This is a genomic window from Paenibacillus lupini (genome assembly GCF_011761355.1).
In the GTDB taxonomy this organism is placed as follows: Bacteria; Bacillota; Bacilli; order Paenibacillales; family Paenibacillaceae; genus Pristimantibacillus; species Pristimantibacillus lupini.
Genome location: NZ_JAASRW010000003.1, coordinates 568,850 through 595,504, shown reverse-complemented (window position 1 = coordinate 595,504; position 26,655 = coordinate 568,850). Strand labels below are relative to the sequence as shown.

15 protein-coding genes and 1 pseudogene are annotated in these 26,655 nt (G+C 47.6%); 4 read left to right on the top strand and 12 right to left on the bottom strand.

Features of this window, described 5'->3' with window-relative positions; translation table 11 throughout:
- Positions 1-96: 96 nt before the first annotated feature.
- Together FHS17_RS12290 and FHS17_RS12285 are read left to right on the top strand one after the other, a co-directional pair.
- On the top strand, positions 97-7,080 hold the full coding sequence (locus FHS17_RS12290; protein WP_167278682.1) for an Ig-like domain-containing protein: 6,984 nt from the start codon (positions 97-99) through the stop codon (positions 7,078-7,080).
- 136 nt (positions 7,081-7,216) lie between these two features.
- The gene (locus FHS17_RS12285; protein WP_341805821.1) at positions 7,217-7,849 is read left to right on the top strand and encodes a DUF975 family protein; all 633 of its coding nucleotides are present in this window, start codon (positions 7,217-7,219) and stop codon (positions 7,847-7,849) included.
- Between the two features lie 157 nt (positions 7,850-8,006).
- Here the strand turns inward: FHS17_RS12285 and FHS17_RS12280 are convergent, their stop codons facing one another.
- The 6 genes and pseudogenes from FHS17_RS12280 to FHS17_RS31100 all read right to left on the bottom strand — a co-directional run.
- Complete coding sequence (locus tag FHS17_RS12280; protein ID WP_243865344.1) at positions 8,007-8,381, bottom strand: ABC transporter substrate-binding protein; 375 nt, start codon at positions 8,379-8,381, stop codon at positions 8,007-8,009.
- A 1-nt stretch (position 8,382) separates the two neighbouring features.
- On the bottom strand, positions 8,383-9,135 hold the full coding sequence (locus FHS17_RS12275; RefSeq protein ID WP_167278681.1) for an AraC family transcriptional regulator: 753 nt from the start codon (positions 9,133-9,135) through the stop codon (positions 8,383-8,385).
- Between the two features lie 97 nt (positions 9,136-9,232).
- Positions 9,233-10,267 carry a FecCD family ABC transporter permease gene (locus FHS17_RS12270; protein WP_167278680.1) on the bottom strand — a complete coding sequence of 345 codons (1,035 nt, stop codon included), beginning with the start codon at positions 10,265-10,267 and terminating at the stop codon, positions 9,233-9,235.
- A gap of 3 nt (positions 10,268-10,270) precedes the next feature.
- Positions 10,271-11,332, bottom strand: a complete 1,062-nt coding sequence (locus tag FHS17_RS12265) for a FecCD family ABC transporter permease (RefSeq protein WP_167278679.1) — start codon at positions 11,330-11,332, stop codon at positions 10,271-10,273.
- A gap of 70 nt (positions 11,333-11,402) precedes the next feature.
- Complete coding sequence (locus tag FHS17_RS12260; protein WP_341805820.1) at positions 11,403-12,419, bottom strand: iron-hydroxamate ABC transporter substrate-binding protein; 1,017 nt, start codon at positions 12,417-12,419, stop codon at positions 11,403-11,405.
- Positions 12,420-12,596: 177 nt separating this feature from the next.
- A pseudogene (locus FHS17_RS31100) lies at positions 12,597-12,711 on the bottom strand (carbohydrate ABC transporter permease); the annotation flags it as partial.
- Between FHS17_RS31100 and FHS17_RS12250 the strand changes: the two are divergent.
- On the top strand, positions 12,693-13,502 hold the full coding sequence (locus tag FHS17_RS12250; RefSeq protein WP_243865310.1) for a type 2 periplasmic-binding domain-containing protein: 810 nt from the start codon (positions 12,693-12,695) through the stop codon (positions 13,500-13,502). The pseudogene FHS17_RS31100 and the gene FHS17_RS12250 overlap by 19 nt on opposite strands.
- 363 nt (positions 13,503-13,865) lie before the next feature.
- On the opposite strand, the gene FHS17_RS12245 is transcribed toward FHS17_RS12250, so the two are convergent.
- The 4 genes from FHS17_RS12245 to FHS17_RS12230 all read right to left on the bottom strand — a co-directional run bounded on the left by FHS17_RS12245 (position 13,866) and on the right by FHS17_RS12230 (position 18,019).
- On the bottom strand, positions 13,866-14,861 hold the full coding sequence (locus FHS17_RS12245; protein ID WP_167278678.1) for a glycoside hydrolase family 43 protein: 996 nt from the start codon (positions 14,859-14,861) through the stop codon (positions 13,866-13,868).
- Positions 14,862-14,891: 30 nt separating this feature from the next.
- A complete protein-coding gene (locus FHS17_RS12240; RefSeq protein WP_167278677.1) occupies positions 14,892-15,734 on the bottom strand; it encodes a carbohydrate ABC transporter permease in 843 nt (280 codons plus the stop codon).
- A gap of 2 nt (positions 15,735-15,736) precedes the next feature.
- Positions 15,737-16,621 (bottom strand): carbohydrate ABC transporter permease, encoded by an 885-nt coding sequence (locus FHS17_RS12235; protein ID WP_167278676.1) that lies wholly within the window; start codon positions 16,619-16,621, stop codon positions 15,737-15,739.
- 120 nt (positions 16,622-16,741) lie between these two features.
- Positions 16,742-18,019, bottom strand: coding sequence for an ABC transporter substrate-binding protein (locus tag FHS17_RS12230; protein WP_167278675.1), 1,278 nt, complete (start codon positions 18,017-18,019; stop codon positions 16,742-16,744).
- Positions 18,020-18,169: 150 nt separating this feature from the next.
- On the opposite strand from FHS17_RS12230, the gene FHS17_RS12225 reads away from it, so the two are divergent.
- On the top strand, positions 18,170-19,228 hold the full coding sequence (locus tag FHS17_RS12225) for a GntR family transcriptional regulator (protein ID WP_167278674.1): 1,059 nt from the start codon (positions 18,170-18,172) through the stop codon (positions 19,226-19,228).
- Positions 19,229-20,096: 868 nt separating this feature from the next.
- On the opposite strand, the gene FHS17_RS12220 is transcribed toward FHS17_RS12225, so the two are convergent.
- Positions 20,097-20,930, bottom strand: coding sequence for a sugar phosphate isomerase/epimerase family protein (locus FHS17_RS12220; protein WP_167278673.1), 834 nt, complete (start codon positions 20,928-20,930; stop codon positions 20,097-20,099).
- Positions 20,931-21,044: 114 nt separating this feature from the next.
- Positions 21,045-26,636: an S-layer homology domain-containing protein gene (locus FHS17_RS12215; RefSeq protein ID WP_167278672.1), complete on the bottom strand. Its 5,592-nt coding sequence runs from the start codon at positions 26,634-26,636 to the stop codon at positions 21,045-21,047.
- Positions 26,637-26,655: the final 19 nt, after the last annotated feature.

Below are 26,655 nucleotides of genomic sequence, written 5' to 3'. Positions count from 1 at the left end.
TTATTTAGTACTAGATTGGTGTCGAATAGTAGGGACTATTAACCTAAAATTTGACACATCGAGAACCTACTATAAATGAAGAAAGGATGTGAGTCTATGTTGGCTCGATCATCTGTCTTTACAAGAATTGCTTTGTTGCTTCTTGTACTAGGCGTCATGCTCGCTGTCACGCATCCAACTGCCACTAAAGCAGCCGTGAATGTCGTGGACATTAAGAGTAACGCGATGAATTTGGGTACCCCTACCCTACTTACCGGCACTGCCGGAAAAAAAGACGCCGTCTACAAGTATACGAACGTCATTACTAGAGACGGTGTTACGATTGATGCCAAAGTTACCATCAAGGAATTAACGAGCGGAGCCTCACTTGCAAGCAATGTTCTGGACAATCCCGGAACAGGCTTCGATAGCCGCTTTAATCCATGGGTAACAACTACCTCCGGAAGCGGTTATCTGACTTTCCACTTTGATTTTATTGACCAGGCAACCGGCAACCCGGTTTCCATCAAGAACTTCTTTGTGACGCTAATCGATATTGACGGCAGCAGCGCTTCAGCTAAGGAATTTATCGAAATGTCCGGCTTTGCAAGCTATTCTGTGAATAATCCTACACAGCTTGCTATTGGCAATGGAACGAATGGCAGAACTCAGTTTGCAGGAAGAGACTCTTCCCTAAATGGAACTACCTTCGACAACACGGCATCAGCTATTGTTAACTATACCGCGCCTATTAGCGCACTGGATCTAGTAATCGGCAATACCGCCAGCCTGAATCAACGGCAATTCTCCATCAACTTTGGTGCTGCGGGTGGAACGTTTACTAATCCGGTACAACATGACAACAGCTCTGCCCCAACCATCGACGTTACCATTGATGACGGCGGTGACGGCAAACTGACAGCTGGCCAAGATAATATGGGCTCGGTTAAAATTTCTGGATCTACAACTGCAGGTGTTGGACAGCCTGTCACCCTGACGGTGAAGGATTCCTCGAACACTGAGCGGAACTATGCAACAACCGTTGTGGCAGGCGGAACCTATTCCGTCCAGCTTGACTTCTCTGCTCTTAAGTACGGTACGATCACCGTAGCCGCAGATATCGTCAATGCCCAGGGCAATCCGGCCAAGACGGCAACGGATACAACAAATAAAGTAAATACGGCGCCAACCGCGGCGAGTGCTACTTTTGAAGGTGATGAAGATACGACCTTCAATAAATCCCTGAGCGATAAAGGCAGCGACATTAACGGTGATTCGATCACCTATACTCTTGTCTCGGGAACATCGCATGGCACTTTGACCCTGAATCCGAATGGATCTTTTACATACACACCAAGTGCGAATTACAACGGTCCGGACAGCTTCACTTACAAAGTGAACGACGGTTCGCTTGACTCAGGTATAGCTACGGTAGACCTTACGGTTAATTCAGTTAATGATGTACCTGTTGCCAATGATTCCAGTACAAGTACGATGGAAAGTACCCCAGTAGATGGTACGGTAACGGGTACGGATCTAGATGGCGATTTATTATATTTCGAAAAAGCTGATGAATCGCAACACGGCACAGTTAAATTCGATGAGGTGCTAGGCACATACACCTACACGCCTGACGACGGTTTTATCGGAACAGACAGCTTTACCTTCACAGCCAACGATGGCACTGACGAGTCTAACACGGCTACCGTCACCATCACTGTAACGGAAGCACCTAATGCTGCACCAGTGGCACAGGATGGCAGTGAAAGCACAAATGAAGATACTCCAGTTAACGGTTCGGTAACCGCAACAGATGGCGATAACAATCCATTGACTTATTCCGTTGTTACATCGTCGGTTAGCGGCACAGTAACACTGAACCAAGACGGTACCTTTACGTATACGCCAAATGCTAACTTCAACGGAGTGGACAGCTTTACCTATAAAGCAAATGACGGCAAAGCTGACTCCAATGTAGCAACCGTTAGTCTGACGATTAATGCAGTCAATGACGCGCCTACTGCAAACAATTCGAGCAAGACAACAGACGAGAACCAGCCGGTAAGTGGAACTGTGACTGGACAGGATATTGATAGCAACTCGCTTACTTATAGTCTTGATACAGCTCCTATTAATGGTACAGTCGTCTTGAACAGTGACGGCAATTATACGTACACACCAAATCGGAATTACTCCGGATCTGACAGCTTTACTTTTGTAGCTAATGACGGGGCACTAGACTCCGATCCCGCTACTGTAAGCATCACCATTAATGAAGTAAACGAAGCTCCTGCTGCACAGAACGACACCCTGCAAACCGAGGAAGACAGACCTCTTGATGGCAGCGTTCATGCAACAGACAATGACGGCGATAACCTGCAATATTCGGTAGTTGGCCAGCCTTCCCATGGTGATGTATCCATGAACACAAACGGTACGTTCACCTACACGCCTGATGCTGACTACAATGGTCCGGACAGCTTTACGTTCAAAGCCAATGACGGCTCGAAAGACTCGAATACGGCATCCGTAAGTATTACTGTAACACCGGTGAACGATGCCCCAACCGCTGATGCTTCCAGCAAGACAACTGCTGAAGATACTGAGGTAAGCGGCAGCGTAACTGGCCAGGATATTGACAGCAGTTCGCTGACTTATGCTCTTGTCACTGAACCTGAGCATGGTACGCTCGTGTTCAATCCGGACGGCACTTATACGTATACACCTGATTCGGATTTCAATGGTTCCGACAGCTTTACGTTTAAAGCCAATGACGGGTCACTTAACTCCGTTCCGGCAACCGTGACAATCACCGTTACGCCGGTGAATGACGCACCTTTCGCGGTAAACAGCGGTGTTACAACAAACGAAGATACACCAGTTCAGGATTCGGTATCCGCTAACGACGTGGATAAAGACACCATTACTTATACGGTAGTAACTGAACCTGAACATGGCACGTTGACCCTAAATCCAGACGGTACTTATACGTACACACCAGGTCCAAACTTTAACGGCGAGGATACCTTCACCTTTGAAGCGAATGACGGCCATAACGGCAAGTCCACCGGCACCGTTACGATTACTGTAAATCCAGTAAATGACGCACCAGTTGCTCATGCAGATGATCAAACAACAACCGAAGATACACCGGTAGACGGTACGGTTACTGGCCAAGACGTCGAAAGCAATACACTGACGTATACGGTAGTAACTGAACCTGAACATGGTACGTTGACCTTAAATCCGAACGGTACTTATACGTATACGCCGGATCCAAACTTCAACGGTTCGGACAGCTTTACGTTTAAAGCAAACGACGGTACAAAGGATTCTGCTCCTGCTAAGGTCGACATCACGGTCACTCCAGTGAATGATGCACCTGGTTCGGAGAACAGTACCGTTAGCACTGCAGAGGATAAGCCGGTTAGTGACAAAGTGAAAGCAAGCGATGTGGATGGAGATTCATTGACCTATACGCTTGTGAATGAGCCTGAGCACGGCACACTTACTTTCAACGAAGACGGCACTTTCACTTATACACCTGACCCGAATTATAACGGTCCGGACAGCTTCACTTTTAAAGCCAATGACGGACAAGCTGATTCTCCAGAAGCTACCGTCAGCATTACCGTAACACCAGTTAATGACGCTCCAACAGCAAATGCAGGAACCAACACAACGCTTGAGGATCAACCGGTAACAGGTACTGTAACCGGCGGTGATGTGGATGGCACAACGCCAACCTACGTTCTTGTGACGGAGCCTGAGCATGGCACAGTAGTATTGAATCCAAACGGCACTTATACGTACACACCGGATCCTAACTACAACGGCCCGGACAGCTTCACATTCAAAGCTAATGACGGCACTGCGGATTCTGCGCCAGCAACTGTGGACATTACGGTTACTGCCGTGAATGATGCCCCGACAGTATCTGACGACTCCGCGGTTGTTGATTCCGGCTCCAGTGTGACGGACAGCTTTAATGCTCAAGACGTTGATGGCGATACCCTCACCATCTCGGTTGTGACCCCGCCGTCGCATGGTACGGTTGTTATTAACAACGATGGCACTTACACGTATACACCAGACGATGGCTATGGCAGCACAGACAGCTTTACCTTCAAAGCTAATGACGGAGAACTTGACTCCAAAACAGCTGCAATCACTTTGACCGTTCGTCTTCTTGACGGCTGGGTTGGCGACCGTGCCGTTACGGATATATCCGAGTGGACGGTAGCGCCTAACAAACCGCTTAAGATTTCTGCTATTACAGAAGTAACCGCAACTGCAGTCAAAGCAACCTTTGACTTCGATGGTCCGGACAACGGAACAGAGAATGATTCGGTTACTCTGACTTTGGCTAACAGCGAGACCTACCAAACAGACGGATTCAAGAAATGGGAAAATGTGCAATACCGTCTTCCAGCAGAAGCTGCAAGCGGCGCACATGCGGTAACCTTCACCTCTTCGAAGGGTGAAACAACATTACCGGCAGAACCTGCTTCCAAGCTGCAAAATAATAACTTTACGGTAATCCGTACTGTCTCCATTGACGGAACGGTTAAAGACCGTAATACCCAAGCCTCTATTGAAGGGGCAAATGTAACCCTGTATGACCCGACAGGAACCAATAAAGTAGCAGACACAACAACAAACACTTCCGGTTACTACAGCTTCCCGAATGTACGTACCGAACATTACCTGGTAGTTGTAGAGAAGCAAGGCTACGCAACACGTAATCAAGTGATTAACGCCTTACCTGGACAAGCAGCTGAGACTACTATTCATCAAGACTTTGCGCTGGTGAAATATATCTTGAAGCTAAGCGCTAATCCTAGCTCCATCGTAGGTGACGGCCATACGATTTCGAAATTGACGGCTATTCTGACTGACATTGATGGCAACCCGCTTAAGGACGTCAATATTACCTTCTCCGCATCCCTTGGAACATTCCTTGGAGGTTCCCCGAACGCGGTGACGGATGCAGCGGGTAAAGCAACAATTGAATACCAATCGTCCAAGATCGAGGGTATTTTATCGCAAAGCGTACCGGTAACGGCTACTGCTAATGACGTAGAACGCAGCATTTATGCGCAGGAGCAGATCATCATTACGTTTGAGCCTGCCTCTGTAACAGGTGTTGTAGCAACAACGGATAACGGCGCACGCACAATCGTTGCTGGCGCAGTTGTGAAAATTACAAAAGACTTTGACGGCGACGGCATCATCGACTTCGCAGCTGAAGCGATTACCGACGCAGACGGCAAGTACAGCATCGCCGTTCCTCGCGGTGACGAAAGCTACAATATTGAAGTAATCAAGACGGTTCAAGTAGGCAATGAGACCAAAGAGGTTTCCTTCAAGCAAACCGTTGAGGTTGGTGCAGTTAGCGGAAATGCTGGAGAGGTTTTTGAATCAACTAAAACGATTACCGGCCTCCTTACACAAAAGCTTCCAACCGGTCAGAATGACATGCTTGAAGAAGATTTCATGAACCAAGTGACTGTGAAGCTGATTGGTCCGGCACCGGATCATCATGAATACACAGCACCTTTGAAAGATGGCGTATTTAATATTCCGGGCCTTGAACTGGATACGGAGTATCAGATTGCAATTATCTTCAAAGTTCCGGATGCAGAACACGGCGGCTTCAAAGACATTATTATTAACGCATTAGACAACAACGGTACACTCCCAACAATCAAGCTGGCAGCCGACGGCGAAATGAACATTCTTAACGAACTCATTGACCCGTACGGCGACATTACCGACATCAATACCCATGCTGCCATTGACGGAGCAACCGTAAAACTGTATTACGCTAACACAGTGCGCAATATTACAAACGGCAATACTCCTGACACGGAAGTTACCCTTCCGGCTATCGCTGGCTTTGCTCCAAACGACAACGCGAACCCGCAGACAAGTAAAGACGGCGGCAAATACGCGTACATGGTTTACCCAACAACCGATTACTACATCGTTGCAACGGCTCCGGGCTATATCACTTATACGAGCCCAACGATCCCTGTTGAGTTTGCAATTGTCCGCCATGATATTCAAATGTCCAAGGCAAGCGTTTCTACTGGCAAGCCTAATGTCGTTGTTAACGTATCGGTAGACAAGGATAGACAGGAAGAAGGAACAGCGGGCAAGGTTAAAGTGGAGTATCTGAACAATGGTACTAAACTAGCAGCCGGCGCTACTGTTACACTCACTCTGCCAGAAGGCACAACGGTAACCAATGCCGACGGTGGCAAGGTAGAAGGCAATAAAGTAACCTGGAATGCCTTAGACCTCAACATCGGAGATAAAGGTACTCGTAATGTAGAAGTGAAGTATCCATCGATTGATAAGACTGAGCTTCTTGTGACGATCTCCGTGGAAGGTAAGGCAAGCCAAGCGCTTCTTAACCCAGAGGCAGCAAAAGCTTCTGTGAAAGTATTGCTGTTCAAGACCGGAGATGAGACTGTTGAGCACCAGCGCTACATTCTTGGCTTCCCTGACGGCAAATTCAAACCAAGCCAGAAGCTGACCCGCGGTGAGCTCGCAGCGATTATCGCACGCCTGCTTAACGGCGGCTCAACAACGCTGAAAGCCGATTACAAGGATGTACCATCCACGCAATGGGCAAGTGGTTATATTCGTATCGTAACGGACAGCGGTATCTTCAAAGGCTTTGCAGACGGCACTTTCCGGCCGAACCAACCTGTTACTCGTGAGGAATTGGCTACGGTGATGGTCCGCTACTTGCAGATTGAAACCTCCATGCCGATTACACCACAATTCGGTGACAGCGAAGGACGCTGGTCCTCCTCTGCAATCGAGGCATTGTTCCGTAACGGCCTGACAACGGGTTATCCGGATGGTACTTTCCAACCGGGCAAAGACATCGTTCGTCTTGAAGCGGTGACCCTCATCAACCGCCTCTTGTACAGAGGTCCGCTGACTGATGTTGAACCATCGTTCCCGGATGTCGCGAAGAGCAACTGGGCCTTCGGTCAAGTTGAAGAAGCAACAAGAAGCCACGAGGCAACTCGCACTTCGGATGGCAACGAGCATTTCGTTAAGGCAATAGAAGACAATGTGAAATAACAAGATTAGGCCGGCACTCCCACCCATCGGGGCTGCCGGCCTTTCTTTACGAATAATTATTGACGTTAATTAGGTATTTAGTCTAAACTTACTGTTGGTTTATACCGAAATGGAAGTTATACAAAAAAATAGGAGAGTGTTTTTTACAATTATGAATGCAACGTACTCGGAACTACGCGCAAGAGCAAGAGAGAGCCTGCAAGGCAACTGGGGCATAGCAGTTGGTGTTACTGCCATCTATGCAGCACTGGGCCTGGCTCTCAACCTGATCGACAAAATACCCTTTTTAGGTCCAATTGTGAATTTCTTGTTTTCCGGGGCGCTTACTTTAGGAGTTATTATCTTCTTTGTTGGCATCGCTAGAAAAGAAGGCCCGCCGATCAGCGAAATGTTTAACGGTTTCTCTCATTTTCTTAAAGCATTCCGGCTTTATTTTTTAATGATGCTCTTCACACTCTTGTGGACATTGCTTCTTATTATTCCGGGCTTTATCGCCATCTATCGCTATTCTCAAGCTTATTTTATTCTGCAAGACAACCCAGATATCGGTGCTCTTGATGCTATCCGCAGCAGTAAAGAACTAATGAAAGGCCGCAAGTGGAAACTGTTTGTCCTGCATCTAACATTTATTGGCTGGGGCATCCTTGCTATCCTTACCATTGGCATCGGATTTTTGTGGCTTTATCCTTACTTCCAAGTAACACAAGCTCATTTCTACGATGAAATTACAGGCAGAACAACGCCTCCTCCACATCCAGACTCCTTCTAACGAAACGTAGAAAGCTTATTTCCGGCAGGATTCGTTAGCTATGACTAACGGCCGAAATTGGCCAAATAAGAATATGACGGTTCGTTAGCTTAGACGAGAATAGAGCAGTTTCAAATCCAAACGGTTTTTGAAACTGCCCTATTTTTTTCTCCGTCTATTACTTTTGAAGCGAATCAAGAATGGCTTTTACCCCGTAGTTGTTGCCGATTGGACCATAACCTAGTGCCAGCTCGCCGTTAATGCTGTACACATGGTTATTCGATACCGCCTTCAGCTTCTTCCACACTTCGCTGTTTTCCCATTGATCTGTTGCAGCAGGAAGTGTCTTGTCACTGTAGTTAAAGTAGCCAAGGAACAGATAGTCAGGATCCAATGCGCTAAGCCCTTCCAGGCTGAGCTTCTCCCCTTCTGACATCGCGTCAGAAGTTGGGGCTTTCAGTCCCATACCTTCGTAATAAGGCTTCAAGTATGCTGTTCCTTGCAGGTAGACTTCATTTTCACGAACCTGTACGAAGGCTACATTGCCGTCCAGATCAGCCAGTTTTTCTTTGGCGGCTGCCAGATCCGATTAGAACTTCGAATTGCCCGGTCATAAGCAGCTCATACGCCTTGTTGATCCGATACTGAATCAAATAATCGATAGGTCCGATGCCCGTGTAACGTTGGAATAATGACGAGAAGTATTTAGGCTTGAGCCCAAATCTGTCAGCCAGCTGATACAAGGTAATTGGTTCGTTAAAATGATCATGAATATACACGGTTGCTTCTTCGATCAGCGGATAACTCGTTTTATTCTGTTGTGTGCGTTCCGATTGCAGCACCTTATTAATCAGATGGTAAAATAACGATTTCTTCTCCAGCAGCAGCATGCTGTCTGGTGAGGATGAAGCCTGCAGCATTCGACCCAGCAGCTGCAGCAGCTCTGGGCTTTGCGGTGCATGAAGCATATTCACATCTATTAATTGCTTTGCATCATCCATCATTGTACGAACAGGTACATAATGAACAAGCCCATATTCGAATCCTTGCTCGCTTGTATGAATCTCTAGCCTCTTCTGCATCCCGCCAAGCAATATTTTCCCCGGTTCAAGCAAGTAGCGTTCCGTCTCGTTATAGATAAATTCAGCTTGACCGCGAAGGCTTATAAGAACGGCACACTTTGTCGTCGGGCGATCCACATGGCCATCGTAAATGACACCAGGCTCCAGCTCTGTCCGATACACACCATGCACTTCAACAGGGATCTTCACGAATGCTTGCGCCAACTCTTCATGCGGAAAAGCCATCTGATCACGCTCCTTCGAATTCATGAGATTTCATGAGAAAACAGTAAAGCCGGTCATCCCTCGGCAGAGGTCTAACCGGCCTGCAATGTTCATTAGGTTAACCTTTAGTCCGGAACATTAAGTATAAGAAGTAAGGTGCACCGATCACAGCGACAACAATACCTGTCGGTATTTCCGCAGGCTGCAGCAACCATCTGCCAAGTGTGTCCGCTACAAGCACAAGGAATCCTCCTGCAAGCGCCGTTGCAGGCAGCACGACTTGATAGCGATTGCCTACTAACCGGCGGGCCAAGTGAGGCGCTACAAGTCCAACAAAACCGATACTGCCGCTGACGGCAACACAGGAGCTGGCTAGACCAACCGCAGCTGCCAAGAGCCATATCTGCTGTCTTGCAACAGCCGCTCCAAGTCCCGTTGCCATTGGCGCACCAAGGTTTAACACATTAATGGTCTGCGCTTTGAAGAACACGTAAGGCATCAGAATGATAATAAACGGCAGCAAGGCATATACGTAATTCCAATCCTTACTCCAGATACTTCCCGCTAACCATGTCGCTACGAATTGATACTGCTCCGGATTAATGCGCAAAGAGACCAGAATCGTAACCGCTGAGAAGCCTGAGCTTATCGCTACCCCATTCAAAATCAGTCGATTAGGCGATAATCCCTTTTGCCTGCGATAAGAAATAACAAAGACAAGAAATGCCGCAATGCCTCCACCTAACCAAGCAAGAATAGGAAGTAAGTATACCGGAGCCGCAGCAGGCGTTGTATAAAACGCGACATACAGCAGGATAACCATCCCTGCCCCAGAGTTAATCCCGATAATGCCAGGATCAGCTAGTGCATTACGGGACAAGGCTTGAAGTACAGCACCGGATATGGCAAGTCCCATCCCAATCAGAATGGAAATGATAATGCGCGGCAATCGGAAATCGAATAACACCATATGCTGTTGGGCCGTTCCAAAGCCAAACAAGGTTTTTAATACATCAAGAGGAGTAAGCCGGATTACACCGGTATTCATACTAATGAGGAAAGCGATAATGATCCCAACGAACAACACGGACATAACGAGAATGGCGCGACGACGTCTCTTCTGTTCCACGGAGGAAATTAGACTATTATTCATCTGTTACAGCTCCCTCTTTTCTTTGTTTGCAAGATAGAGGAAGAACGGAACGCCAATAACTGCGATCATTGTCCCAATCGGTGTCTCGAAAGGAGGATTGACCATTCTAGCAGCCAGATCGGCTAATACAACGAGCAGAGCACCAAGTACTGCCGATGTTGGAATAATCCATTTGTAGTCGACACCAACAAGCTTACGGGCAAAATGCGGGACAAGCAGTCCGATGAAGGATACAGCACCCGCTACAGACACGGCCGCCCCTGCCAGCATAATAACAATAATGACACCAGCCAGCTTAACAGGTCCCGTTCGAAGACCAAGCCCTTTTGATACCTCTTCACCAAGGCTAAGCATCGTAATCGAACGAGATAATACCATCGCCCCAATAAGAGCAACTATCACCCAAGGGAACATGATTTTTAGCTGCTCCCACCGAATGCCGGCCACGCCGCCCGCATACCAGAAGGCTAATTCCTGACCAATACGGAAGTAGAGTGCAATCCCTTCACTAAGCGCAGTTAGCAATGCCGATAAAGTAACCCCAGCCAGAACCATTCGGGTTGGGGTAAGCCCGCCCCGAACCGATGCACTTAAGCCGACGACAACAATAGTGCTGACTGCGGCTCCAAGGAAAGAGAATAAAATAATATAAGGGTAAGGAAGTCCCGGTGCAAAAGCAAAACATAAAGCAAGCGCAAATCCTGCGCCGGAATTGAGACCCAGCAGCCCTGAGTCGGCAAGCGGGTTACGTGTCATCCCCTGCATAACCGTACCTGCAACGGCAAAAGCACTGCCGACGAGCATGCAGCCGAGTACCCTAGGCAAACGAAGCTCCCAAATAACCTGATGCTCTTTCAGATCCGGATTGAAATTAAAAATAGCTTCCCATACCATCGTAAATTTAATATCCATCGCACCAAAGGATACGGATAATGCCAAACTGAACACTAGCGCAATAAGACCGCCAAAGATAATAAAAATCGCTGTAACGGGCCTTGAATAAATTCGTTCAACCTCTGAGCCGGCCGAAGCGGATTCAGATTGAATATGAGAATGATCTGCCATAACTCCACTCCACCTGATTGGTATATTCAACGGAAAAAAAGGGAGCAGCAGCTCCCTCCTTTCCTACTTCTTATTGTTTCACAATATCTTTTAATACATTATCGATCATTTGGGAGCTAGCTACTGGTCCGTAGTATAACCAGCTGGATGAACCTTCACCATCGTATTCATAGACATGGTTGTTCTTAACGGCCGGAATGGATTGCCAGATCGGATCCTTCAGCGCTTCAGAGCCAGTAGCTTTGTCGCTATTGATCAGAATCAGATGGTCAGCGTCCAGATCAGCAAGCTTCTCAAGGGAAATTTCATTCCAGCTGCCTTTTCCAGCAGCGGAGATCTCTTGCACAACAGCGGGAACTTTCAAACCAAGGTCATTATAGAGAACTGCGCCGCTTGACAGCTTATCGCTAACAACAAAGAATTTGTTTCCTACAAGCCACAGTGCTGCAACAGATTGGTCTGGAATAGCTGCTTGAAGCTTAGCTTTCGCGTCAGTTGCTTTCGTCTCGTAAGCGCTCAGCACTTCTTGAGCCTTGTCGCTCTTCTGCAAAACTTCACCGATCTTCAGCAGGGCTTTTCGCCAGTCGCTGTTCACTTCATCACCAAGTACGAAGGTTGGAGCGATTTTATTATATTGCTCGTATTTGCCGCCATCAACTGTGCTGTTTGAACCAAGGATCAGAAGATCAGGAGCAAAGCTTGTCACAGCTTCGAATGGAAGGTCATACGAAATTGTTGGGATATCTTTCAGATCCGTTTGCAGGTAGTCTTGAATTCCGTTTGGAACACTCCATTGTGCAACTGGCTTCACGCCAAGAGCAACCAGGTAATCTTCCAGGTAAGAAGCAATAATTTTTTGCGGATTAGCCGGAATCGTAACTTCGTTACCAAGGCCGTCAGTCAGCTTTTGTTCCGTTGGTGCTGCTGCATTCTCAGTCGCATCTGCCGAAGGTGATGCACTTTCCGCTGCTCCATTATTCGTATTATTTGCGTTATTCTCTTTATTCCCTCCGCATGCTGCGAGGATAAGTGAAAGTGCCATTACACTTAGAAGAACTACAATTAGTTTTTTACTCTTACCGAACACGAAAACATCCCCCTACAAACTATTATGTTGTAATCTCGTTTTTTGACTAAGGTGATGATAACAATTCTCATTATCAAAGTCAACAATTAATTATACCCTATTCCTTTAGAAATAAAAAACCTCTAACGCGGTCTCTCAAAGATGAGCGACCGCGTTAGAGACAGGTGGGTTTTATTGTTATTCCTTTACAGCACCAATGACAACACCCTTGACAAAAAGCGCTGAAGAAACGGATATACAATTAGAATCGGCAGAGCACCGATAAAATCTGCGATGCGCGGAGTGTCCGCTGCAGACGCTGCCCTTTGGGATGAAGGCAAGTCTGCCGAAATCTGGACAAAGGGCAACGCAGGCGTCCTGCCTGGCGCGAACTGGGTTCCGGACTGGCCGGCACCTGACCTGCTTAAGAACGTTAATGGCGCGAAATATAAAGCCTATCCGGTTCCAGCAGGTCCAGATGGCAAGATCGGCACGAAGTGGCAAAACTCCGGTGTCAACAGCAGCTTCATGATTAACAAAAATGCTGAGCATCCAGAAGCTATCATTCTCTACTACAACTACTTGCTGGATAACCTTGCGAACCCGGCCGTTGGCAGCGAGTATGAGTATGGCTTTGCCAAAGGCTACGACTGGGATGTCGTCGATGGAGAACCAACGAGTGACGAGTCTAAAATCAAGGAATTCAACAACGACTTCCAGTTCATCACTGGCCCTGCCCGTATCCCGGACTTGTACATGAAGTCGCTTGTCAAGCTAGCCGAAGGCAAACAGCCGGAAACACCGTATGAGAAACAACTGTTTGAATTCCGTAAGCCGGAGAACTGGTACGCTGCAAAGGTCGTTATGTCGCAGATCGACATCCGCAAACAGAACTACTTCACAGGTGCAGCAACACCAACGATGATCTCCAAGTGGAACCTCCTCCGTCAATCCGAGCTGGAGACGTTCAACAAAATCATTTACAACAAGCTTCCGATCGACGCATTTGATACCTTCATCTCCAGTTGGAAAGCCAACGGAGGCGATCAAATCACGCAGGAAGTTAACGACTGGTTCAAGTCGGTATCACAAACGCAATCCTGATAGGCATACGAATGAGGCTGTCCCAAAAGTCAATTTCAAACGACTTTTGGAACAGCCTCGTTTCCTTCTCAGCGCGCACTGGATTTAGTCCAATAAAATCATGGTGAAACGATGGTTTACTAATTTACGTTGGATTCACTCCAATACAAAGGTCCACAATGAACCACTATCGTACAAATTAGACTGATTATACTGCACAGACTCCAATGTAGAGTAAGTTGTCTGTTAAAAGCACTCCGTTATCCTGCAACAAATCCAGTGCAGCTTGCTACAATGAGAAGTCAGTTTTTACGCTAAATGGCTGTCCCGAAAGTCTTATAATGGACTTTTAGGACAGCCATTTTGTTTGTTAGGCTCCTCTATCTACGAGGACGCTTCCTCATGAGGAAGCTGCAATCCCGCTACGGATGCCCGGAAATCGGGTCTTCCGTCCTCGGTCCACAACAGTTCCGTTACAAAGGTATGACGGTTAGGATCGTACAGCGGATCACCAACAATCTCTTTGTACGTTCTTGCGTGGAAGACGAATAAAGCGGTTTCCCCATCTTCAGCTACGGTAAAGTTGTTATGGCCGGGACCATACATACCAAGAAGCTCATCAGTCGTCAGTACCGGTACCGGTGATTTGTCCCATGACGCTGCATCAAGCAGATCTGCATCTGCGGATGCTTCGAGCAGCCCCATACAGTAGTTGAAGTCAGTCGCGCTTGCTGAGTAGGCAATAAAGACACGATCTCCTCTGCGGATAAACGCTGCACCTTCATTAACCTTAAAGCCGATTCTCTCCCAGTCCAGATCTGGCATGGCGATCATCGTTTGTTTGCCGGTCAGTGTCCATGGGTTGCTCATTTTGGAGATATAAAGATTGGAGTTTCCTTCGATGTCAGGATCCTTCTGCGCCCAGACATAATAACGATCGCCATTATGTTCAAAGGTTGTCGCATCCAGTGCGAAGCTCTCCCAGGCTGTACGGACCTGCCCCTTCTCTACCCACTCGCCTTCCAGCGGGTCAGCATCTCCACATTCCAATGCGTACATCCGGTGATCAAACAAGCCTTCATTTGTTTCTGATGTATGTGCCGCCGCGAAGTAAACGTACCATTTTCCATCGATAAAATGCAGCTCCGGCGCCCAGATGTTCGCACTGAGCATTCCCGTTTCATGCTTTCGCCATACAACTGCAGGCACTGCCTCTGAAAGCCCTTGTATCGTACTCGCCTTGCGAATTTCAATACGGTCATACTCTGGAACAGAAGCAACAAAGTAGTAGCAGCCATCCGTATGTCTATAGATGAAAGGATCCGCTCTTTGCTCAATAAGTGGTTTAACTCCGTTAATTTCTGATTGGTGGACTCCCATCCTGTCACCTGCTTCTTTAGTATTGGTCTTTTAGCCTTTAACGCCACCCACGGTTAGGCCGGAGACGAAATAGCGTTGGAAAAAGATAAAGACGATCATAATTGGTACAATGGCGAGCACTGATCCGGCAATGAGAATATCGTAGTTGTTACCATACGGGGTCACGAGACTCGATAGACCAATTGGCAGTGTTAGCTTTTCACCCGAGTTCAGGACGATTAACGGCCATACGAAGCTGTTCCAGCTGGCAAGCGCCTGTACGATAATCATCGCCCCGAAGGCCGGTGTCATGAGCGGCACGAAGATTCGGAAGAAAATCCCGTACTCCGAGCAGCCATCGATTCTTCCAGCATCGAGGAAGTCTTTCGGAAGACCTGCTGCGTACTGCCTGAAGAAGAAGATAGGCAGCGGCGATACGACAAACGGTAAGATGACACCGCTGAACGTATTAATCAGGTTCATAGCAATCATCTGCTTGTACAGTGGCAGCATAATGATCTCTACCGGTACCATCATGACCAGAAGGACGAACAAGAAGATAATATTACGGCCTTTGAAGCGGTACATCGCTAATCCATAACCAACCATCGAGGAGAGCAGCATACAGAAGATGGTATAAACAACGGTGATGACTAAGCTGTTCTTATACCAGATCAGGTATTTCTCTGCTCCACTTGAGAAGATGAACGAATAGTTATGGAAGGATAATAAGTCCGGCTGCAGACTAATGTTTAGCCCGAAGCGTAACAGTTCCTTTGACGGCTTAAAGGATGCTAACAGCAAGCTGTAGAAAGGAAAGACCGACAAGGCTGCAAATAGAACGAATAAGGCGAGTAAAAGCCACGTTTGAGGACGATTCCATTTGGCGCTCATGTTTAATCCTCCTTCTTAAACAAACCGAATAAACGAAGTTGTACAACATTGAGAATCATCGTGAGCATCAGCAGGATCATACCAATTGCAGAACCAAGCCCAAGCTCATTTTTCTCAATCCCATTACGGTATAACAGTCCGATCATCGTCAGACCAATGTCATTTGGCGAATGGTTGCCGCTCCATAGAATGAAGCTTTCCGTGAACATCGAATAGCCGCCATAAATGCTGATTGTAATGACATAGATCGCAATCGGTTTGAGCAACGGAAGCGTAATACGCCAGAATTTGTTCCAGGTATTCGCACCGTCAATACTCGCCGACTCATAAAGCTCACTTGGGATAGCTTGCAGCGCCGACATAAAGTAAATGATGTTAATGCCTGCATAACGCCATGTCGCCAAGATTACCAGTACAAGCATGCCTGTCGTACTGCTGCCAAGCCAATTAATCGTTTCAAGACCAAATGCATGACGGAATGTGTTCATGACGGAATTATCAAGCGAGCCAAACACGAGCCGGAAGACAATCCCCGCCACTACCACTGAGGTCAAAGCCGGTAAGAACAGGGTCGAACGGAAGAACGCGCTCCATCTCATAAGCTTGGAGTTAAGGAACACCGCCAGCACTAACGGCAACGGAATAAGAACTAGGATGGTCCAGAACGTATATTTCGAGCTGTTCCAAAGCGCGGTATAAAAGGAATCGTCCCATAGATTCCTGTAATTGTCTAAGCCGATGAAATGGGTCTGTCCAGGCAGCACTTCCTGAAAACTCATAATGAAGGTCGAAAAAACTGGATATACGAAAAAGATAGCTAATGAAAGCACGAACGGCAGCACGAAGACATAAGGGGCGATTCGCTGATTGTATAAAAGTTTCTTCATAAGGCGCTTGCTCGCTCCTCTCCAGATAAGGATAACTTTGCTGAAGGGCTGGCTTGCGAGCCCTCCAGCAAAGCGGTGAAGCTTAATTTTTTTACCCTTTAACTTGGCTAAACGAACTCATTACTTGATGCTTGCAGCTGAATCATCCAATACTTGCTTCGGATCTTTCAGATCATTAAGCGCTTGGAACATGGTTTTTGTTTTGAGCACATCAGATACTGCAGGTGTTTTCTCTTTAATGTTTGTTGGAGCGATTTCGTCTTTCAGGCTGCTCAGGAATGTAAAAATATCTTTGCCGAAGTAATCCGTGTATTTGTTCGACTCGTTCATAGCTGGATCCGTCCAAGCATCCGTACGGATTGGATCAAAGCCAAGCTGTTTCCAAATCTCAATGTTGCCTTCTTTCGATACTTTAGCGAATTCAAGGAACTTCTTCACAAGCTCTTGGTTCTTGGACTGGTTCGTAATAACGGTACCTGTACCGCCCATACCCGAAGAACGCATTTCACCTTGTTTGAAGACAGGCAATGGCTTAATGATGATTTTGCCTTTCAAATCAGCCATGTAATCCGTGAAGCGGCCCATGTACCACATAGGCATCCAGACCGAAGCTGCTCCGCCGCCGTTCATAAATCCGTAGTATTCTTCAGAGTGATGGAAGCCGCCTGGAGCAACAACCGCCACTTTTTCGTTAACGAGTTTTTGTAGGTACGTCAATACGTCAACATTCACTTGATCGTTCAACGTAACATTGCCGTCTTTATCCAAGAAGTCGGAACCATGCTCAACAACAAGCGGCCAGTACGACCATTGGTCAGTTGTCTCAACTGTTGTCATTGGCTTGCCTGTTTTCTCAAGTACTTGCTTGCCGGCTGCTTCAAAGTCATCCCAAGTGATGATTTTATCCGCATCTACGCCAGCTTGATCAAGAATCTCTTTATTGTAGTAAATCACTTGGGCGCCTACATGGTAGTCGATGCCGTAGTATTGGCCATCTTTCGCATAGTTGTCGAGGCGGGACATAACCAGATTGTCTTTATTCGGCTCTACGATATCGTTGAGCGGTACGAGCTGCGGCTCGCCTTTCAGGAAGTTACCGATCTTACTGATCTCAATGTCTGCCATGTCAGGAGCGCCTTTGCCGGATTGCAGAGCAACCTGCAGCTTGTTGTGGTTGTCATCATAAGGGAATGTTGTCGCTACCAATTTGATTTGTTCATCTGGGTTAGCTTCATTCCATTTGTCCGCCATACTTTCGAAAAATTTCTGATGCAGTTCATTAAAGGTCCAGAAGACCACCTTTGTTGCTTTCCCCGAAGAATTATCGGAGCTGCAAGCGGATAAGACCAACATGAGTGCCAATGCTAAGGTTGCTGTTAACGTAATCCCTTTTTTCATTTGACGATTCCCCCTCACATATTGGTTAAGCTTTTTTCTTGCTTGAGTCATTGTAAGCGCTTCACAATTAGATTATAATAGGCGTAAAGTATTATTTATATACCCAATTGGTTATAAAAGCATATTTATTTATTGAGAGTAGGTGTAATAGTGAAAAAGACAGCTTTGTATAAACAGATCCAACTTGAGATTAAAGAAAGGATTGCTTCGGGGCAGCTTCGGCCGCTTGATCGTATCCCTTCTGAGCAGGAATTAATGGATGAATTCAAGGTAAGTAAGATTACCGTCAAGAATGCACTGACCGAGCTGGCTGACGAGGGACTGGTTACTCGTATTCAAGGTAAAGGAACATTTGTCGCAGCGGATCTCAAGCCTGTTGAGGTCAAACCACCTGCTCCCGAGCCGCCAAAAGTACCTTTCATCGGCTTCATTATTCCTACTATGAAGACGACCGTCATACAGAAGCTCGTCGATTATATGGAATTCTACTTAAAAGAAGCTGGCTACCAGATGATTCTCAGCATCACCCGTGAGCATGCCGCCGAAGAATCACGTGCGATCAGCACGTTGGTAGAGGCGGGTGTTCAGGGGCTTATTGTATTTCCTACCGAGGATGAGAAATATAACGAGTCTCTGCTCCGTTTATCGCTCGACAAGTTCCCTTTTGTATTCATAGACCGTTTCTTACGTAATATCGAGACTTATACGATTACATCGGATAATGACGGCGGGGCCTACCGGACGGTGACCCATCTACTATCCAAGGGACATCGCCAGATCGCACTCATCTCTCCTGAGAATTCCAATACTGCTATTGAAGACCGGACGATAGGCTTTGAGAAAGCTTATATCGATCAAGGTGAATCCATTGATAAAAGCCTCTGGTGCCATGTTCCGCTTGAAGTACTGCGGAGCGAGCGGGCGCTCGACTATATAACTGATTTCCTGCAGACGCACCCAACAGTTACAGCTGCCTTCACCCTAACGGAAGAAATCGCCGGCTTAACCTGGCAGGCTCTTCAATTAATTGAACGACGTACGGAAGTCGAGCTCTTCTCCTTCGATAATCCCGACATCCCGCATGTCCCTTACGTCCAACAGGACGAGCAGGCGCTCGCCCGTTCGGCTGTTATGCTAATGTCTGATCAGATCAAGCACACGTATGATCCACAGCATATCGTTGTGCCTGTGGAGCTGGTGTTTCCTTAGGGGGCAGAGCAGGCGTCCGGGAAAAGGATAGCTTAACGATATCCGACATCGTTAAGCTGCTGGTAGAGTTGCTTTTTGGGAGGCTTAACGATGCGTTGCATCGTTAAGCCTCTGATGAGACGTTAAGTAGTTAGCTTGAAGATGGCAGGAATGAGCTCTATTAGCGGGCAGTTTGCAACAACCTGTTAATGTACAGGTAAATTTGATACACAGCGGCACGACGGACCATCATCATGCAAATGTGCAGGTCATTTACTCAATGTACCCCAAAACTAGCCCAATTCACTTAAATGACCTGCACTTTTACAGCAGGATTCAGCTAGTTTTAGAGTTACGTACTCAATCACATGTATTTTAGCATTATGTTTAGACTCGCATGAGCCGCTGCGGTTCATAATGAAATAGTTAGTTTGAAGATGGCAGGAATGAGTTCTATTGGCGGGCAGTTTGCAACAACCTGCTAAAGTACAGGTAAAATTGATCCACAGCGGCACGACGGACCATCATCATGCAAATGTGCAGTTCATTTATTCGTTGTACCCGATAACTAGCCCGATTTACTCAAATGGCCTGCACTTTTACAGCAGGATGTGCTAGTTTATGAGTTACGTGCACAATAACCTACACATTTGCATTACGTTGGACGACTAGGAGCTGCTGCGGCTCATATTGAGCTGCATAAGGCAGCAGAGATCAGTCGATTAGTTACTTTTTCGTGCGGCTTGTGCGGCGCTTGGTTCACCACTCGAGGTGCTAAGTTACGTCACACTGCCTGCTCACGAAGCCGCTTAATCAGTCGTAATCTTCATCCAAACGTAAAAAGGCTCTCCCTATCTATCGGGAGAGCCTTTTTCACGATGAAACCCTATTAAATATTAGCAAACACCTTATCGTAGCCGGCTTTCGAGCGCTGGAGCGCCTCTTCTACAGATGGCGTAACGCTGTCGCCCGGTGTCAGAATTTCCTGTGTAACTGCACCAGTATAGCCGATACGTTTCAAGCTGGTTAAGAAGCCTGCCAGATCGATGACGCCTTCGCCCGGATACAAGCGATCGTTATCCAGCACATCTTCTACTGGAATATCCTTCGCGTCGTTAATATGAACATGGACAATCTGCTCTGGAGTGAGCTGATCGAGATCCTCTGTTGTAAGCCCATTCGTATACCAGTGGTAAGCATCCAACAGAAGGCCAACGTTTGGAGTGCCGATTGCATCAGCAAAGGCCAGCGTATCCTCCATAGAATAAATAAACGGATATTTCCATGCCGTACGCAAATGATGCGGACCAACAAATTCGAGTCCAAGCTTAATGCCGTAAGTATTTAACACGTTTGCGCATTCTCTTAAGCGCAGAACGGCTTTAATCGTGAACGTTCCAGGTGATAGATCGGTAGCCGGCAAAATATAAGTACAGCATGCTGTGCAACCCAGCACGGAAGCTGCTTTGGCAAGCTCCTCAAGCTGCGGCAGACCGTCCCGGAATGCTTCATCCGAGCCGCGCCATTCTACTGGAAGTCCAAAGGAACCAATAGATATGTTGTTGGCAGCAAGCAAATCCTTTGCCCCATCTACTCCGTACGTTTGAATCAAGCTTACTGGATCTAAATCGACCGATTGAAAACCATACTGTGCCGCTAATTCTATAAAAGCTTTGTCATCGCCGATTGCTCCAAGTCCTGCACGAGTTAACCCTTTCAGCAAATAAATCAGCTCCATCCTATAAGTTCCAGTTAGTTACTAGATTCATTATACAAGAGACATCCTTCTGTCTCTATTATAAAAAGGCGCCATACTTCGGCGCCTTTTTATAATACTTTATGACAGCAGTCTATCGAGCAGACGTGCTAGCCCAACAGCAGCTTCTGCACGTGTAACCTCTTTGCCTGGCGCGAAGTTGTCGCCACCGACACCATTCATCAGACCGGAGGCAAAAGCCTTGTTAATCGCTTCGAGTGCCCAGCTGGAAATATTAGCGATGTCGTGATATTGATGTTCATCAGCGTTAACTACCCCATGCTTCAACTCATAAGCGCGGATAATAAGAGCAGCCATTTCTTCACGACTGATATTATCATTTGGCGCAAAAGTATCTGCATCGCGGCCATTAATTAAACCGGCCTGTGCAGCTGCTGCAATCGAAGCTGCATAATAAGCTTCTGCCTTCACATCCGTGAACGTCAGCTTCTCGGCCGCAGGCAGCTGCAGCACTTTCGCCAGAATGACTGCAAATTCACCTCTTGTAATAGAGCGGTTTGGTGCAAAATGCTCCGCATCAATGCCCTTAATAATTTGCAGAGCTGCAAGCTGCTGCACCGCGTCACTTGCCCATGAATCTGCCGGGATATCTGCAAAATGCTTCGCTCTTGTGAGTACAGCATAGCTTCCGGATTGCGTGATGAACGCACGGATTACAGTTCCCTTCGCATCGGTACGGCCGCCAGCATAAGTCCACCCGCCATTAGCACCGCTCATATAGATGCCAGCTAGCTTCGGATTAACGCTTCCACCTACTGGGAGCTGAATCGAAATCGGATACGCCCAATTTTTTAAGGCTTGCTTGCTGCCAGCTGCAGGCCAGACGCCGACCTGGATATCGTATACTGTTCCGGCTGCCTTCCATTCCTCACCTGCTGCTTGAGGAACGGTTACCGTTCCATTCGAAGAAGTTAAGGAAATATATAAGCTTGCTGTCCCGCTTTGTCCGCTTAGAGCGAGCAGTTGAGAAGTAGCCTTCAGCGCTTCTGCGTCAACCGTAAGGACTACGTCACCAAACGAAATGTGAAGATCACTTTGTCCAAGCAGCTCTCCTGCCTGCAGAGGCAGCTTGAGTGTGGTTACACCTGCTGGCGCCTTCAGTTCAACCGGACCTTGGCCAGTTGGCTTAAGCTGCCCTGCCGATACCTCAAGGATCGTCTTATCTTGAGGCGTACCTGGATGAGATGGCCCCGTCTCTTCTTGATAAAGACCAATGGAGTCAAAGTACAAGACACCTTCATTTAACTTACTTTCTCCTTGATTGACATACAAGGAGAACTGGGAGATTGCATCCAGATCTATCTTCCCGTTGCCTGCCGTATTCCAAGGTGCATGAACGAACTGGTCAAACGGCATTTTTAATACTTTAGGCTCTGTACCGTTAAGGGTGACGTAATACTCCCAAGCCTCGCCGTCAGATTCTATGAACTGTACAACCAGTTTGTTGCCCGTACCGTCCGGCGTGTACCAGAACCGGATACCATCCTGACCGTTCCAATCTGCTGATCCCAACAGCTTGGTAGCTCCGGCAAAGGTTACCGCATCTGGATACTTGTAGGCATATTTCACTCCGTAGCGGCCGCTTTCCTTATGATCCGCATCAGGCGTCATCGTCAGTTCGCCGCCCCAAGAGTTACGAGTATAAGCCTTCTGCCCGATAAGCTCTGAACCGTCGTAGTAATCGAAGTTGTCGATGACCGGAATCGTCGTCAGTGTAACATCGTCCAGACTTACAGAATACGTTCCTGCTGAACCGCTTCCTTTATTCACATAGAATGAATACTCCGCTACACTCGACACATCCAGAACGCCATCCCCCGTAGACCAACGGGTACGGCTAAAGCCTGCTAGAGGAATGGTGACCAGCTGTTCTTCTGTGCCTGCCATCATAATCTGTGCTTCCCAAATATCGCCGTCTGTCTCTTTGAACTGGAACGTCAGTCCTTGATTTGCTCCATTAGGCAGCATCCAGAACTGAACCGCATTACCGCCTTCTGACCAATCCATCGCACCAAGCGCCTTATTCACACCGGCGTAACCAACAGTATCAGTTAACGTGTAATCTAGCTTAAGAGCATAACGGCCGCTCTTCTTCCAAGTAGAATTAAGAGAGGCAGCGATATCACCACCTTTTGTATCTCGATTATACGCAGCACCTGCAAGCGAGGAGGACCCTTGATAATACTCAAATGTATCAATATCCTTCAGCTTAGCTGCCTTCATATCATCCAGATAAATAGCACCGGTACCCGCTTCTCCTGCACCGCGGTCTACATATACCGAGAACTCTGCAATCGAGTTAATATCGAGCTTCTCGTTATCTTTACTGCTAAAGCTTGGCATAGTGAACAAATGGAAAGGTAGACTGACCGTCTGCGGAGCCGTCCCGGAAGTTGCCACTTTGGCCTCCCAATACTCGCCGCTTGTTTCCTTCACCTGAACGGTAACTCCTCTGTTCTGACCATCCGGCTCCAGCCACAGCTGAAGACCAGTATTACCAGTCCAGTCAATTCCGCCAAGTGATTTGATCACACCAGCAAATCCTTTTGCCGTCAAATCATAAGCCAGCTTCATTCCTTGCTCGCCTTCGCTCTTATGTCCAGCGTCCAGAGAAATCGTAACTGGGCCGCCGTCCGGGTGTACGGTGTAGCTTCCTGCCAGCTTGGCATTATCGCCATCGTAGCTTTCGAAGTTATCAACCGTTGGCAAACGATAAAGCTTAATATCATCAATAATTAAATTCGTATCGCCAGCCGTCCCATCGAAATATAAGCCAAACGAAGCGGCATCGCTTAAATCAACGACACCATTACCCTGACCAACATGGTCTTTCTTCCACCAGTCTGGTATATAGAAGTTGCGGAATGGGAGCTGTACAAGTACTGGCTCGTTACCGCTGATGCGTGTATCCGATTTCCACACTTCGCTCTGCGTAGTCATCCCTTCGGTCAACTGCAGAGTCAGACCAACATCCCTGCCACCTGGGTTCACCCACAGCTGAATACCGCTGTTGCCTGACCAATCTGCGCCTGCCAGATCCTTCTCCATCCCACCCCAGCCTTTGCTGAGATCAGTCGACAGCTTCATCGCGTATGTGCCGCTAACTTTGCCTGCTGCATCAAGCGTCAATGTAACTGGCGAACCACCATCTTGGTTCACTTTGTACGCTGCTCGCAGCACATTGTTTGATCCTGTGTAGCCTTCAAAATCATCGATAACCGCTGATTTAGTTATCTCCGCCGGAGGATCCAGCTTCGCACTGCCCACACCAATCTGCAGGCTGCTGACCGCAGGATTCCAGGTCTGGCTCGCAAAATCCTTTGGCAGAACCGGGAACTCAAACTTCACATAACGTGTACCAGCCGGAAGCTGATAAGCGATATATTCGGTTCTCGCCCAATAGCCTTCGCCCATCGTGCTCGACTTCACAACATTCATAAACTCGGTATAATCTGTTCCATTCGCCGAGGTGTAGAACTTAAAATCCGGCAAGACAAACTCGGCTGGATTCTGACGAGCATACTCTAAGAACTTGAAATAATTCATATCGCCGTCCGCCTTATAGGCGAACCACTCATGCTCATTAGACGTACGAGCCAAACGTTTCGTATCCCCGCCGTAGAATTCCGTCGAATCCGATGAAATAGTAAGATTCGCTGACTTCGAATCCATCTTCAGGAAGTTGTTCAGGTCATCTGTTAAAATCCCGTTCTTAATACTGCCTTGCTGAACGGAATCCGGGAAGGTCAGAGCAGTTCCATCGTGCTCATACTCAATGGTTACCTTGCCGAGTTGTCCTGCCGTAGAAGTGGCCGGGTAGTCAATCTTTAGCAGCTTAACACCATCTGCAATTTCTCCGGTTGTATAGACACGCTTCTTCCAAGCACTGCCCGACTCCGTCACATCCGCTTCAACCGCTGTAAATTCGGTTCCATCGCTGGAGGCTGACAAGCTGAAGTTCTGATCGCTTTGGCCCGCTGCAACATAACCTTCCACCTTCACCGACAGCACCTTCACTGGTGTGCCATCTGCACGAAGCGGAATCGCATATTGCACGCTCTGATTGTCTGCCGCTAATGCTTTCATTCGGGATACATCCCCGCCAAACGAGCTTGGGTCATGGCTTTCATATTCCAGATCCGATGTATAGCTGTACATATTGCTGAAATTTCGTATTTCATCTAAAATCACATGCTTGGCAACAACAGGCCCTACCGCTGCCGAAGAAATGGATTCCCCTGCACTGTTCTTTGCTGTGACACGGTAGTAATAAGACTGTCCTGTTACTGCGGTCATATCGTCGAATAGCTGTGATTCCGTTGGAACGGCATCATAGACGTCTTCGCCAATCGTTGTCCACCCGCTATCCGGCTGCTCGGAACGTTCAAGCCGGTAGGATGAAGCTCCAGCAGAGCCAAGCCAGCTGATTGTCGATACGGAATCAACAGGCAGCATAACCGCAGGCGCTGGCTTCTCAATCGCAGGCGGATCACTAATCCCGCGGATCTCGAACGCTTTGTCCCTCAGCGTTTCCAGCATATTTGTCTCGTCAAAGCCATCGCCGGACGGGAAGCCCGGATAGCGGTATGCGCCGTAAAATACACCGTTAAACGTTGATTCGGTATGCGGGTAGAAGCCGCCATCTCTGCTGTGATAACGCAGGCTCCAGATCATGGCGCCGGATGTACCATTTTCGATCGCATTATTCAAGAAGGAGGTAACCTCATTCGTTGGCTTGAACCCAAACTCCCCAACGATAAACGGCTTTTTGCCTAAAGCTTTATTCCTGTCGACATTCACCTGGGAAGCATAAATTGGGTAATGATCCGGGTAGTAGTGATTCGATACGATGTCGATCGCATTATCATTAAGAGAAGCATCGTCGATCCCGTATTTACCGTCCAGAACGAGATGGTTGCTGTCCAGGCTCTTAATATAAGTAGCGATATCATGCGTCCATATTGTCGTCGCTGGTACCAGCTCATTGCCGGTCTCCCAGGCGAGAATCGTCGGGTCATCCTTATAAGCAACATGGGTGAACGTATTCACGCGGTTAAGCGTGTATGCAATGACCGATTTGAAGTCCGCGATCAACTGCGGGTCGGTCCAGAAAGCTTCTTTGTTTTTACCGCGGAAGGAGGCATATTCACTTATCCCGCCCTGCCATTGATATTGGTCAACAAACGGCAGAATGAGGTGTATACCGTACTCACCAGCGAGCTGGATCATTTTATCGTAGGCAACAAACGCTTCTTCATTAAAGATCAGCTTGCCGTCCGAACCAACGCCCATAATGTGGCGAACCGTATCTGCCGCATCATCCGCTTTCTTCACGGACAGAACATACGGCCTTGTTACCGTACCGCCCATTTGGACAAGCGTCTGGAATGCGTCCGCCTGCTCCCACTCGGATGGCGTCCGCCAATAAATATCCTCTACCATAGACAAGGTTGGAACGTTCGCTGAGATGAACCGGAACTCCTGATCGCCATCCATCAGTTTATCGCCGCTGCGTGTGATAAAAGGTGATGAAGCTGTAGGTACTACTTCTTCTTCCGCGTATACCTTCGTCCCTTGGAGACCCGGCATACAGATAGATGCGGCTACAAGCACCGCGAGACTTAATGAGAGCATCTTCTTGCGTATAAACATAAGTCCACTCCTTCATATG